A 12274-nucleotide genomic window follows, 5' to 3' on the forward strand; every position below is an offset into this window, starting at 1 on the left:
TCGCTCAAGCGGACCAACCGAAGTGGTCCAGCGGGCCGCGTCCCGCGCCCAACTCCCAGTCCCGCGCGCCGGTCAGCGCGCGGGTCACGTACTCCTTGGCGGCGGCCACCGCGACCGGCACCGCGTCGCCGGCCGCCAGCCGGACCGCGACGGCCGCCGCGAACGAACAGCCGGTGCCGTGGTTGTGCCGCGTCGCCACCCGGGGCGCCCGCAGCAGCCGCGTCGTGCCACCGCCGGCCAGCACGTCCACCGACTCACCGGCCGCGTCGATGTCGCCGCCGGTGACCACCACGAACGCCGGGCCGCGCGCCGCCAGCGCCTCCGCCGCGGCGACCATCTCCTCGACCGTCTCCACCCGGCGTCCGGTGAGGGCGGCGGCCTCCGCGCAGTTCGGCGTCGCCACCCGGGCGTACGGGAGCAGCCGCTCGACCGCCTCCACCACGCCGAGCCGGTGCCCGCTCGTGGCGACGAGCACCGGGTCGACGACGAGCCGGGGCAGCCGACCGTCCCGGGCCGCCTCCGCCACCGCCTCGGCGACCGCCGGGGTGCCGAGCATCCCGGTCTTCACCGCGCGCACGTCGAAGTCGCCGAGCACGCTGTCGAGCTGGTCGCGCACCGTCTGCGGGGGCAACGGCAGGACCGCGTCCACGCCCCGGGTGTTCTGCGCGGTGACGGCCGTGAGCACGCTTGTTCCGTACGCCCCGAGCGCGGCGAACGTCTTGAGGTCGGCCTGGATGCCGGCGCCACCCCCGGAGTCGGAGCCGGCGATGGTGAGGATGGTCCTCGGCGTCACTGTCTTTCCTCCGGGGTTGCGGTGGGGGGCTCCTCGAAGGCGCTGCCCAGCGTGGCAGCGACGCCCCTCGGGTCGGGGGCGCGCATGAGCGCGCCGAGGACGGCGACGCCTGTGGCGCCCGCGTCGACGCAGGCCCGCACCTGGTCCGGGGTTTCGATGCCGCCGAGGGCGAGCACCGGGACCGGGCTCGCGTCGACAAGCGCGCGCAACCCTTCCGGCCGCAGCGGCGGGCCGTAGCCGGGCTTCGTCCGGGTGGGAAAGGCCGGCGACAGGGTCGCGTAGTCCTCGGTGGTCAGCCGGGCCAGTTCGTCGGCGTCGTGGCAGGAGCGGCCGACCAGCCCGAGTCGCGGCGGCGGGTACGGGCCGGCGGCGGGCAGGTGCACGGCGTCCCCGTCGAGCGGGTCGGGGCCGGCGACGACAAGCGTGCCGCCGACATCGGCGAGCACCGCCCGCAACTCGACGGCGAGGGCGAGGCGCTCGGCACGTGGCAGATCCTTCTCCCGCAGCACCACCCACCGCACTCCCCCACCCACCGCCGAGGCGACCACCTCGACGAGCGCCCCCCGAGCCACCCGCCGATCCGTCAGCAGCACCAACCCGCTCGGACGCCGGCGGACCTTGGTACGCATCCGCCCCTGGAGGGGCGTGCGCATACCAAGATCGCCCTCGATGGGCGGGGGCTCGGCGGGGTTGGTCACAGGTTGGGTCGTCCCTCGTCGGGGGTGGACGGGAGGGCGTGGTCGCGGCGGGGGATGCGGCCCGCGTGGTGGGCCAGGTGGCCGGCCTCGACGGCGTGGCGCATCGCGGTGGCCATCGCCACCGGGTCGACGGCCCGGGTGACGGCGCTGGCGAGCAGCACCCCGTCGCATCCCAACTCCATCGCGAGCGCCGCGTCGGAGGCGGTGCCGATGCCGGCGTCGAGGATCACCGGCACGTCCACGGCCTGCCGGATCAGCCGGATGTGGTGCGGGTTGCCGATGCCCAGGCCGGAGCCGATCGGCGAGCCGGCCGGCATCACCGCCGCGCAGCCCACGTCCGCCAGCCGCCGGGCCAGCACCGGATCGTCCGAGGTGTACGGCAGCACGGTGAACCCGTCGGCCACCAGGTCCTCGGCGGCGCGCAGCAGTTCCACCCCGTCGGGCAGGAGCGTGCGCTCGTCGCCGATCACCTCGAGCTTCACCCAGTCGGTGTCGAACGCCTCCCGGGCCAGGTGCGCCACCTTCACCGCCTCCACCGCGGTCCGGCAGCCGGCCGTGTTCGGCAGCAGCCGCACCCCGCAGCGTTCCAGCAGGTCGAGCAGCCCACCCGGCGTGCTGCCCACCCGGCGCAGCGCCAGCGTCACCAGCTCGGTGCCGGAGGCGTGGATCGCCGCCTCCAGCACGTGCAGGTTGGCCGCGCCGCCGGTGCCGAGCACCAGCCGGGAGCCGAACGCGACGCCGCCGATCTCCAGAGGCATCCCGCTCACCCGCCCTGCGCGGCGCTGAGCACCTCGACGCGGTCGCCGTCGCGCAGCACACTCGCCGGCCAGCCGCCGCGCGGCACCACCTCGCCGTTGACCGCGACCGCGAGGCCGCGCTGCTGCCCGGTGACCGCACGCACCACGTCGGCGACCGTGACGCCGTCGGGTAGCGTCCGCTCCGCGCCGTTGACGATCAGTTCCACGTGCGCTCCTTCCCGAACCGGTCGGGGCTGAAGGGGGCGAGCGCCGGATCCGGCTCGCCGGTGATGATCAGGTCGGTGACCAGGTCGGCGGTGACCGGGGTGAGCACGATGCCGTGCCGGTGGTGGCCGGTGGCGACGAGCACGCCGGGCCGTCCGGGCAGCGCCCCGAGGATCGGCGCGTTGTCCGGCGTGCCGGGGCGCTGCCCGGCGACGGTCTCCACCAGCTCGTACTCGGTCAGCTCCGGCACCAGCTCGACGGCGGCGCGGAGCAGCGTCAGCACCCCGCCGGCGGTGACCTCGGTGTCCGCGCGTTCCTCCACGGTCGCGCCGACCACCACCTCGCCGCTGTCCCGGGGCACCAGATAGACCGGCTCGCCGTCGGCGTACCCCCGGATCACGTGCCGGAAGCCCGGCGGACCGCCGCCGGGCGCGCGGAGCCGGAGCACCTGACCCTTCACCGGCCGCACCGGCAGGCTGGTGAGCGTGGCCGCGCCGCAGCCGGCCGCGACCACCGTGACCCGGGCGTCCACCTCGGACAACGCGCCGACGTGCGCCGGCCGCAGCGTCACGCCGGCCCGCTCGGCCGCCGTGCGCAGCGCGGTGACCAGCCGGCGCGGGTCGACCTGGTGGTCGCCGGGCGCGACCGCGCCGCCGCGTACCCGGGTGGTCAACGCCGGTTCGAGGTCGCGCAGCGCCGACGGGCGCAGCCGGGTGATCGGCAGCCCCAACCCCTGTTGGTACGCCCACAGCCGCCCCGCCACGGCCACGTCGTCGGCGGTGAGCCCGACCACGAGCGTGCCGTCGGTGCGGTGGCCGAGGTCGACGCCGCTCGCCTCGGCCAGCTCGGCGGCGAAGCCGGGCCAGCGCTTCGCGGACTCGACGAGCAGCCCGGTCAGCTCGTGCTCACCGAAGTACGCCTCGGCGACCGGGGAGAGCATCCCGGCGGCCACCCGGGACGCGCCCGACCCGGGCCGGTCGTCGTGCACCACCACCCGCAGCCCGCGCTGCGCGCACCGCCACGCGACCGCGAGTCCCACCGGCCCCGCCCCCACCACCCCCACATCGGTAAGGAAGGGGCCCCGCTTAACGCTTTTGGTAGAGGAAGGGGCCCCGCTTAACACGTCAGCGCCCGCAGCAGCTCGGCGGTGGCGCGCGCCGGGTCGGCCGCTGCGCTGAGCGCGCCGACCACCGCCACCCCGTACGCCCCGGCCGCCCGCAACGCCGGCACCGACCCGGCGGTCACCCCGCCGATGGCGATCACCGGCACGGTCACCGACCCGGCGACGGCGCGTACCCCGTCCGGGCCGATCGGCGCGGGCAGGCCCGACTTGGTGGTGGTGGCGTGGCAGGGGCCCACGCCCAGGTAGGTCGCCCCGGCGTCGACGGCCGCGCGGGCGGCGCCCGGCTCCCGGGCGGTCGCGCCGAGCACCGCGCCGGCGCCGAGCACCCGACGGGCGGCGGCCACCGGCAGGTCGTCCGCCCCGACGTGACCGCCGGCTGCGCCCACCGCGAGCGCCACGTGCAACCGGTCGTTGACCAGGCAGCACGCCCCGTACGGCAGGCACGCCCCGACCACCCGGCAGGCCAGGTCGTACGCCTCCCGATCGGTGGCGTCGTCGGTCACGCGCACCTGCACGACGAGGTCGTCGCGCGCCACCGGCAGGGCGGCACGCAACACGGCGAGCGGATCCCGCCCCGGCCGGGTGTCGGTGATGAGATGCAGTCGTCCCAGGGACGGCACGGCAACGCTCCTCCCTGCGCCGGCATTACCCGGATCAGGTTCGACGGTCGGGGGCTGGCAGCCCCCCTCTCAGCCCGGTCCACACCGGGCTCCCGTGGGTCACTTGCGGCCTACCGTACGACGCGCCCCCGGCCGTACGGAAGACCAGGTGACGTTTTTCCCAGGACCACACCACTCGGCGGACCGGGGCGACGGGTGGGTGTCGCATCCCGACACGCTGTCCTGGTGGCCATCTCCGCTCGCGTCCCGCAGTGCCTTTCCCACCTGCCGTTCCGGGGCAGCCACGCGGTCGCCGCCGGGCTCCTGACCCGCACGATGCTGCGCGGTCCGACGTGGCTGCGGCTGCTACCTGACGTGTACGTGCACCGGGACGCGCACCGCGCCGACGACCACCGGACATGGTGCGAAGCGGTCGCGTTGCGGTTGCCGCCGGACGCGGTGCTCGCCGGCCGCAGCGCGGCCTGGCTGTACGGTGTAGACCTGCTCACCCGGGGTGATCCGGTGACGGTGCTCCTGCCGACGACCGCCCGCCTGCGCCCGCATCCCCGGCTGTCGCTCGTGCGTTCGCCGCTGCCCGAGCCGGATCGCACCCGCTTCGCCGGGCTGCCGGTCACCACCGCGCTGCGTACCGCGTTCGACCTGGGTCGGCACGGTGCCCGCGTCGAGGCCCTGGTCGCCGTGGACGCGCTGCTGGGCCGCCGGGTGGTGGAGCTGCCCGCCCTGCGCGACTACGCCGCGGCACGCGCCCGCTGGCCGGGATCGCCCCTGATACGCGAGGTGCTGGCGCTGGCCGAGCCACTGAGCGAGTCCCCGATGGAGACGAGGCTCCGACTGCTCCTTCTCGACGCCGGTCTCGGCCCGCTGACCGCCCAGCACGAGGTGCGCCACGGCGGGCGCTTCGTGGCCCGGGTCGACCTGGCCTGGCCGGCGCTGCGCATCGCGGTCGAGTACGACGGAGACCACCATCGGGAGCGGGCACACTTCCGGCGGGACGTGGCCCGGCTCAACGCGCTCCGCTCAGCCGGCTGGACCGTGCTCCGGTTCACCGCCGACGACGTGCTGCGCCGTCCGGAGGCGACGGTCGCGTTGGTCCGCCAGGCCCTCGCGGAACGCCACACCACCCCGACGCGCTGACGCACGCCCCGGTTCACGCTGACGCCCGCCCCGCTACGCGCGCTGCCGCGCTCATGCGTACCCGCCGCGCTGAGCGCGCCACGCCGCTCAGGCGGGCACGCCGCGCTGAAGCGGGGCGTCACGCCCCAGATGCCCCGCCGCGCTCAGGTGTGCCCACTGGAACGCCACGGGTGTCAAACCCGCCCGCAGAGACCCCTACCGTTCCACTCATCGACGCCATCGAACTGGAGTGGAACGGTATGGGTGTCTCACCGCCCTTTTGACACCCATACCGTTCCACTCGTCGCCAGCGCCGTCTGCGGGTGGAACGGTATGGGTGCCTCGAGGGCGGATGGGCTGAGGGCGGTCAGGCCAGTGGCGAGGGCGAGCAGCACCACCGCAAGCAGCGCGAGGCAACGCCCGACGCACAACGCGCGGCCGGGCAACCGGGAGAGGGCGAAGGCGGGGGGCGGGGCGGCTAGAGGAGGGCGTCGAGGGCGGTCAGGTCCTCGTCGGTGGGCTGCCAGGTGCCGGCGTCGGCGTTGGCGCGTACCTGGTCGGCCGTGGTCGCGCCGGCGATCACCGAGGTCACCGCGGGTCGGGCGGCGAGTCCGCCAATGGCCACCTTCAGGATGCTCACTCCGCGCTCCGCCGCGTACGCCTCGATCGCCTCGATGGTGTCCCAACGCGCCGCGGCCAGCCGTTCGGCGTACCGGCCGCCACCGGCGAGCCGGCTGCCCGCCGGTGGCTCCTGGCCCCGCTTGTACTTGCCGGTGAGCAGCCCGTTGGCGAGCGGGAAGAACGGCAGCATGCCGAGGCCGAACCGCTCGCAGGCCGGGATGATCTCCTCCTCCACGCCCCGTTCCAGCAGCGAGTAGTGGTTCTGCGCGGAGATGAACCGGGTGCGGCCCGCCGACGACGCGGTCCAGTCGGCGTCGGCGATCTGCCAGCCGGCGAAGTTGGAGTTGCCGAGGTAGCGCACCTTGCCGGCGGTCACCAGGTCGTCGAGCGCGGCGAGCGTCTCGTCGATCGGCGTGCCCGGGTCGGGCTCGTGCATCTGGTAGAGGTCGATGTGGTCGGTGCCGAGCCGGCGCAGCGACGCCTCGACCGCGCGGGCGATGTAGCGGCGGGCGCCCCGGGCGCCGTGGTCCGGCCCGTTCGCCCCGTTCATCTCCATGCCGAACTTGGTGGCGACCACCACGTCGTCCCGGCGGCCCTTGAGCGCCAGGCCGAGCAGTTCCTCGGAGCCGCCCTGAGGCTCACCGTAGATGTCGGCGGTGTCGAAGAAGTTGATCCCGGCGTCGAGCGCGGCGTCCACCACCGCCCGGGTGCCGTCGAGGTCGAGCTTGCGGCCGAAGTTGTTGCAGCCGATGCCGACCACGGACACCACGAGCCCGGAGTCGCCCAGCCGGCGATAGGTCATCTCACTCACGAGATCCACCCTATGCCCGCCGCCGTGCCGTCACCGGGCGAGCGGACCATCGCCGAGCTGAGTCGTCCACGACATCACGTTCCTAGCCGCCACCGCCCACCGTCCGGACGTCGAACCTCCAACCGACGCCGGCCTGCCGGCCGAGACCGTACCGCCGGCCCGCACCAGCAGGCGACGGCGGCTCAGCCGAGCACGTCGGCGGCCAACGTCCGGGCGGCACCGACCGTCGCCGACAGCTCGACGGGGGTACGCCCCACCGCGCCGAGCAGCGCCTGCGCCCGGTCGGTGAAGCCCGTGGGCGCGCCGGGCAGCCGACCCGCGGAGGCGAGCATGCCCTTCTCGTTGACCAGCCACCGGCCGGCCCGCCCGTGCAGCGCCTGCGTCAGCACGCCGACCGCCCGGAACAGGCAGCCGGCCACGTACCCGGCGTCGCCGGAGGCCGCGCCCTTGGCCGCGGCGTCCAGCAGCAGGCCGGTCTCCCATCCGCCGACCAGGAGCGCCGCGCCGAGCGCCGGTGGGTAGTCGACGGTCTCGGCCCGCAGCGTGGTCAGCTCGCCGGTCGGGTCGCCGAGCACCCGGCCGAGCGCCACCTCCCCGGCGTACGCGTGGGAGTAGAACCCGAGCGGATGCCCGGCCTGCGTCGCCACCGTGTAGCGGCCGGCCCGGCAGTCGGCCCAGACCCGGCGTACCCGGTCCAGGTCGCGGTAGATCCAGTCCACCGCGACCCCGCCGACGCGCAGCCATCCGCCGCCGTCGACCCAGGGCCCCCAGCCACCGGGCGCGGTGAGGTCCACCGGGCCGTCGGCGATCGAGGCGGCGACCGCCCGCAGGCCGGCCACGTCCGGCGTACCCCGGTAGTAGAGGCCGATGTCCCAGTCGGAGTCGGGCCGGTGGTCGCCGCGGGCCCGGCTGCCGCCGAGCGCCACCGCGACCACGCCGTCGACCGCGCAGAGCCGGTCGACCAGCTCCTCGTCGATCACCCCACGTCCCAGACCGGCTCCGGCGTCTCCACCACGTCCCCGTCGCCGCGGAACAGCACGAACCGGTCGAAGGTGCGGGTGAACCACCGGTCGTGGGTGACCGCGATCACCGTGCCGTCGAACGCGGTCAGGCCGGCTTCCAGCGCCTCGGCGGAGGCCAGGTCGAGGTTGTCGGTCGGCTCGTCGAGCAGCAGCAGCGTGGCCCCGGACAGCTCCAGCAGCAGCACCAGGAAGCGGGCCTGCTGGCCGCCGGAGAGCGTGCCGAAGCGCTGGTCGCCCTGCCCGGCCAGCTCGTAGCGGGACAGCACCCCCATGGCCGCGTGCCGGTCCATGCCGGCCCGGTGCTCGTCGCCCCGCCAGAGGATCTCGACGAGCGTCCGCTCCATCAGTTCCGGCCGGTCGTGGGTCTGCGAGAAGTGACCGGGCCGGACCCGGGCGCCGAGCCGGACCACACCGTCGTGCGCGACCGGCGTGAGCGCGGCGGCGCCGTCGACCGGGGTGTTGCCCGGGTCGGGGTCGGTGCCACCGCGGGCCAGCAGCCGCAGGAAGTGCGACTTGCCGGTCCCGTTCGCGCCCAGCACCGCGACCCGGTCGCCATACCAGATCTCCAGGTCGAAGGGGTAGGTCAGGCCGTCCAGCTCGAGCTGCTCGGCGATCACCGCGCGCTTGCCGGTCCGCCCGCCGGTCAGCCGCATCCGGATGTCCTGGTCCTTCGGGGGTACGGGCGGCGGCCCGGCCTCCTCGAACTTGCGCAGCCGGGTCTGCGCGGCCTGGTAGCGGGAGGCCAGCCCGTCGTTGTATGCGGCCTTCTGCTTGTACATCAGCATCAGCTCGCGCAGCTTCTGGTGTTCCTCGTCCCAGCGCCGGCGCAGCTCGTCGAGGCGGGCGTGCCGGGCCACCCGCGCGTTGTGCCAGCTCGCGAAGCCGCCGGGGTGCACCCACGCGCTGCCGCCTTCGACGGCCACCACCCGGTCGGCGGTCTGGGCCAGCAGCTCCCGGTCGTGCGAGACGTAGAGCACCGACTTGCCGGACTCGCGCAGCCGGGCCTCCAGCCAGCGTTTGCCCGGCACGTCCAGGAAGTTGTCCGGCTCGTCGAGCAGCAGCACCTCGTCCGGGCCACGCAGCAGCAGCTCCAGGGCGAAGCGTTTCTGCTGGCCACCGGAGAGGGTCCGGACCGGCCGGTCGCGGGCGTCGTCCCACGGCAGGTCGAGCACGATCGTGCTGACGGTGTCGAAGAGCACCTCGGCGTCGTACCCGCCGCTCTCGCCCCAGGCGGCGAGCGCGTCGGCGTACGCGAGCTGGGCCTTGCCGGCGGCGGAGCTGTACTTGCCGCGGACCTCGGCCGTCCGCATGGCCGCCTCGGTCTCGACGAGCCGGTGCCCGGCGTCGCGCAACGCGGGCGGGGCGAGCGACAGGGCCAGGTCGGCGAGCGTCGACTCGTCGCCGATCATGCCGATGAACTGCCGCATCACGCCCAGACCGCCGGAGCGGGCGATCGCGCCGGTGCGCACCGGCAGGTCGCCGGCGACCATCCGGAGCAGGGTCGTCTTGCCGGCGCCGTTGGGGCCGACGAGCGCCACCTTGGCGCCCTCACCGACCCGGAACGACACCTCGCCGAACAGCTCCCGCCCGTCCGGGAGGATGTGCCCGACCCCTGCCACGTCCACGTATCCCACGCCGGCATCCTGCCCGAGTCGGTGGTGCGGGCGACACCCGATTACCGGGTGACCCGGAGCACCCGGTAGCCCTTCTGGCTGGCGTGCCGCTCGACCCGCCATCCCTGCTCGACCAGCCAGCGGTGCAGCGAGTCGCCGCCGAGGTGGCGGGCGACGACCAGCCATGCCACGCCGTCCGGGGTGAGCCGGGGCAGCCAGCGCAGCAGCAGGTCGTGCAGTTCCGCCTTGCCGATGTGGATCGGCGGGTTCGACCAGATCTGGGCGAACGTGACGTCCGGCGGCAGTTGGTCGGGGGCGACGGCCCGGACCCGGTCGGCGGCGCCGATCCGGTCGGCGTTGGCGGTGGTGAGGGCGCGGGCCCGCTCGTTGACGTCGACCGCCCAGACGGTGGCGGCCGGCGCGACGGTGGCCAGGACGCAGGTGATCGGGCCGAAGCCGCAGCCGATGTCGAGCAGCGGGCCGGTGACGTCGGCGCCCGGCAGGTCGGCCTTGCGCAGCAGCACGGCGGTGCCGGGGTCGAGCCGGTCGGCGGAGAAGACGCCGCTGGCCGAGCTGAGGGCGTAGTCGCGCCCGGCGACGGAGAACTCGACCTCGCGCGGGCGGGCCGGGGTGGCGGGTTGAGCGGTGAAGTAGTGGTCGCCGGTCACGCCGGCATTCTCGCACCGGCCGGGCGAGGGGCCGTCGGCGCACGCCACTCTGCCGGAATTTCCCGATATTCCCCCTGAAAGGGACAATCGGCCCTACTCTATCTCGCATGGTGTATCGGTACGAGTCCGATGAGGACGCCTTCCTGGAGTACCCGCAGCCCGGGTCGGCCCCGACCGGGCCCGCGACGCCGCCACCGGCGGGCCCGTCGCCCTCCCGATTCCCCACGCCGTCGCTGCCGCCGGCCCGGGGCGCCGGCCCGGCCCCCGACGGCGCCCGCGCGCCCGCCCCCGCGCCGCCCGCCCCGACGCCGGGCCGACCCGCGCCGCCACCGGCGCCCGCTCCGGTTCCGCAACCCGCGCCGCCGGTGCCGCAGCCGGTGCCGGCGGCCACCGCACGGCCCACCGTGCCGATCCCGGCCAGCCCGTCCTTCCGTGCCACGACCGTGTCCGAGCTGCCCCGCAGCCGACGGGCCGACCGCCGCGGCGGCGGCCTCTGGCGGACGCTCATCGGCGGCGCCGCCGTGCTGCTCCTGCTCTCACTCACCGGGCTGGCCGTGGCGGCGCTGCTCGACGACCGGGCCACCACGCCACCGGCCAGCGCGCCGACCATCCAGCCGGGCGAGGCCGACCCGGACATCGACCGGTCCGACCTGGACTCCCGGGACACCGACCAGGCGGCGCTCACCACCAAGGAACTCTTCCCCGGCAAGCAACTCGTGGTCACCGACGGCAAGCCCGCCTACCGGGTGCTCAAGACCCAGGCGAGTGCGAACTGCGCGGTGTCGGCCACCGGCGAGATCGCCGACCTGCTGACGCGGCTCGGCTGCAACCAGGTCGTCCGGGGCACGCTCCGCTCCCCCGACGACGACCACCTGCTCACCGCCGGGCTGTTCAACCTGACCGACGTGGCCAGCGCCCAACGGGTACGCGACCGGCTCCGGCCGCTGCTCGACGACCGGCAGGGGCGGTTCCGGGGAATGGCCGCGGGTGAGGGCACCGAGGTGGTGGAGAAGGCCGCCGCCCGGGTCGGCTGGCAGGTACGCGGCCACTACCTCGCCTTCTGCCTGGTCACGCGCGCGGACGGGGAGCGGATCCCGACCGACGACGCGACCGCCCGCGAGATCATGTACGACCTGATCGAACTGCACCTCAACCGGCAGGTGCTGGAACGCCGGGCCTCCGGCGGCACGGCCGGCCAGCCCACCGACGGCCCCACCGACGACAGCGCCGGCCAGCAGGGCTCGGACGACTGACCCGCGCCCGCCACGGCCCGTCACCTGATCCGGTGGCGGGCCGCTCGGCGTCACCGGCGCCGTCCCGGGGCGGCGGGCTCAGCCCTCCGCGACCGGCACCCGGAGCCGGCGGGTGAGATCGGCGCGGCGGGCGTACCCGGCCGGGTCGGCCGGGTAACCCACCTCGACCAGGGCCAGGCCGTGCGCGGGCGCCACGGTGACCTCGCTCGACCGTTCCCGGCGGGTGAGCAGGCCGGCCGGCCACCGGACCGGCCGCCGCCCGTCGCCGGCCACCAGCATGGCCCCGACCAGGCTGCGCACCATGTTCTGGCAGAACGCGTCGGCCTGCACGGTGGCGACCAGGATGCCGTCCGGGTCGCGCCGCCAGTCCAGCCGGGTCACCTCGCGCAGCGTGGTGGCGTTCTCCTTGCGCCGGCAGTACGCGGCGAAGTCGTGCTCGCCGACCAGACCGGCCGCGGCCTCGTTCAACGCCGCCAGGTCCAGCGGCTTCGGCCAGGCCAGGGTGTCCCGCCGGCGCAGCGGCTCGGCGCCCCACGGCGCGTCGGTGACCCGGTACTCGTAGCGGCGGAAGGTGGCCGAGAACCGGGCGTCGAAGTCGGCCGGCACCTCGGTCATCGCGCGTACCCGGGCGTCCGGGGGCAGGAGCCGCGCCAGCCGGCGCAGCAGCCGCCCCTCGTGCGCGCGCCACACCTCGGTCGGCAGGTCGAGGTGGCAGACCTGCCCGGTGGCGTGCACCCCGGCGTCGGTGCGACCGGCCACGGTCAGGCCGGTGACCGTGCCGGCGCCGAGGACGAGATCGAGCGTCTGCATGAGCACCCCTGCCACCGTGCGCCGGGTGGGCTGCGGGGCCCAACCGGAGAAGTCGGTGCCGTCGTACGAGACGTCCAGCCGCAGCCGGGTCCGCTCGTCCACCTCGTACCTCCCGTTGACGGCGTCGGGCCCGGCACCCCGCGAGGGGATGCCGGGCCCGACGGTGC

13 protein-coding genes and 1 riboswitch are annotated in these 12274 nt (G+C 75.4%); of the genes, 2 read left to right on the top strand and 11 right to left on the bottom strand.

Annotation, left to right across the window (positions count from 1 at the left end):
* Positions 1-4 precede the first annotated feature (4 nt).
* The 6 genes from thiD to O7619_RS29685 form a co-directional block, all read right to left on the bottom strand.
* On the bottom strand, positions 5-793 hold the full coding sequence (thiD, locus tag O7619_RS29660; protein WP_282284803.1) for a bifunctional hydroxymethylpyrimidine kinase/phosphomethylpyrimidine kinase: 789 nt from the start codon (positions 791-793) through the stop codon (positions 5-7).
* The gene (locus O7619_RS29665; RefSeq protein WP_282284804.1) at positions 790-1446 is read right to left on the bottom strand and encodes a thiamine phosphate synthase; all 657 of its coding nucleotides are present in this window, start codon (positions 1444-1446) and stop codon (positions 790-792) included. The genes thiD and O7619_RS29665 overlap by 4 nt, the downstream gene beginning before the upstream one ends.
* 41 nt (positions 1447-1487) lie before the next feature.
* A complete protein-coding gene (locus O7619_RS29670) occupies positions 1488-2258 on the bottom strand; it encodes a thiazole synthase (RefSeq protein ID WP_282284805.1) in 771 nt (256 codons plus the stop codon).
* Positions 2255-2455: a sulfur carrier protein ThiS gene (gene thiS / locus O7619_RS29675; protein WP_282284807.1), complete on the bottom strand. Its 201-nt coding sequence runs from the start codon at positions 2453-2455 to the stop codon at positions 2255-2257. The genes O7619_RS29670 and thiS overlap by 4 nt, the downstream gene beginning before the upstream one ends.
* Positions 2446-3576 carry a glycine oxidase ThiO gene (thiO, locus tag O7619_RS29680; protein ID WP_282284809.1) on the bottom strand — a complete coding sequence of 377 codons (1131 nt, stop codon included), beginning with the start codon at positions 3574-3576 and terminating at the stop codon, positions 2446-2448. Before thiO ends, thiS begins: the two co-directional genes overlap by 10 nt.
* Complete coding sequence (locus tag O7619_RS29685; RefSeq protein ID WP_282284811.1) at positions 3570-4196, bottom strand: thiamine phosphate synthase; 627 nt, start codon at positions 4194-4196, stop codon at positions 3570-3572. The genes thiO and O7619_RS29685 overlap by 7 nt, the downstream gene beginning before the upstream one ends.
* Positions 4191-4302, bottom strand: a riboswitch (TPP riboswitch). Its footprint overlaps the gene before it by 6 nt.
* Before the next feature lie 119 nt (positions 4303-4421).
* Between O7619_RS29685 and O7619_RS29690 the strand changes: the two genes are divergently transcribed.
* Positions 4422-5330: a DUF559 domain-containing protein gene (locus tag O7619_RS29690; protein ID WP_282284812.1), complete on the top strand. Its 909-nt coding sequence runs from the start codon at positions 4422-4424 to the stop codon at positions 5328-5330.
* A 457-nt stretch (positions 5331-5787) separates the two neighbouring features.
* Here O7619_RS29690 and O7619_RS29695 read toward each other — a convergent pair whose 3' ends face one another.
* The 4 genes from O7619_RS29695 to O7619_RS29710 form a co-directional block, all read right to left on the bottom strand.
* Positions 5788-6750 carry an aldo/keto reductase gene (locus O7619_RS29695; RefSeq protein WP_282284814.1) on the bottom strand — a complete coding sequence of 321 codons (963 nt, stop codon included), beginning with the start codon at positions 6748-6750 and terminating at the stop codon, positions 5788-5790.
* Positions 6751-6923: 173 nt separating this feature from the next.
* Positions 6924-7721 (bottom strand): nucleotidyltransferase domain-containing protein, encoded by a 798-nt coding sequence (locus O7619_RS29700; RefSeq protein WP_282284816.1) that lies wholly within the window; start codon positions 7719-7721, stop codon positions 6924-6926.
* Positions 7718-9397: an ATP-binding cassette domain-containing protein gene (locus tag O7619_RS29705; protein WP_282284818.1), complete on the bottom strand. Its 1680-nt coding sequence runs from the start codon at positions 9395-9397 to the stop codon at positions 7718-7720. The genes O7619_RS29700 and O7619_RS29705 overlap by 4 nt, the downstream gene beginning before the upstream one ends.
* Before the next feature lie 41 nt (positions 9398-9438).
* Entirely contained in the window at positions 9439-10044 is a 606-nt protein-coding gene (locus tag O7619_RS29710) for a methyltransferase (RefSeq protein WP_282284820.1), read from the bottom strand.
* 107 nt (positions 10045-10151) lie between these two features.
* On the opposite strand from O7619_RS29710, the gene O7619_RS29715 reads away from it, so the two are divergent.
* The gene (locus tag O7619_RS29715) at positions 10152-11297 is read left to right on the top strand and encodes a hypothetical protein (RefSeq protein WP_282284822.1); all 1146 of its coding nucleotides are present in this window, start codon (positions 10152-10154) and stop codon (positions 11295-11297) included.
* A gap of 78 nt (positions 11298-11375) precedes the next feature.
* Here O7619_RS29715 and truA read toward each other — a convergent pair whose 3' ends face one another.
* Positions 11376-12209: a tRNA pseudouridine(38-40) synthase TruA gene (gene truA, locus O7619_RS29720; RefSeq protein ID WP_282284824.1), complete on the bottom strand. Its 834-nt coding sequence runs from the start codon at positions 12207-12209 to the stop codon at positions 11376-11378.
* Positions 12210-12274 lie beyond the last annotated feature (65 nt).

The organism is Micromonospora sp. WMMD998 (assembly GCF_029581235.1).
GTDB lineage: Bacteria > Actinomycetota > Actinomycetes > Mycobacteriales > Micromonosporaceae > Micromonospora.

What these genes read in the sequence shown, in the direction of transcription:
- O7619_RS29715 (WP_282284822.1), top strand. Translation starts at nt 10,152, where the DNA reads ATGGTGTATCGGTACGAGTCCGATGAGGACGCCTTCCTGGAGTACCCG.
- O7619_RS29665 (WP_282284804.1), bottom strand. Translation starts at nt 1,446, where the DNA reads ATGCGCACGCCCCTCCAGGGGCGGATGCGTACCAAGGTCCGCCGGCGT.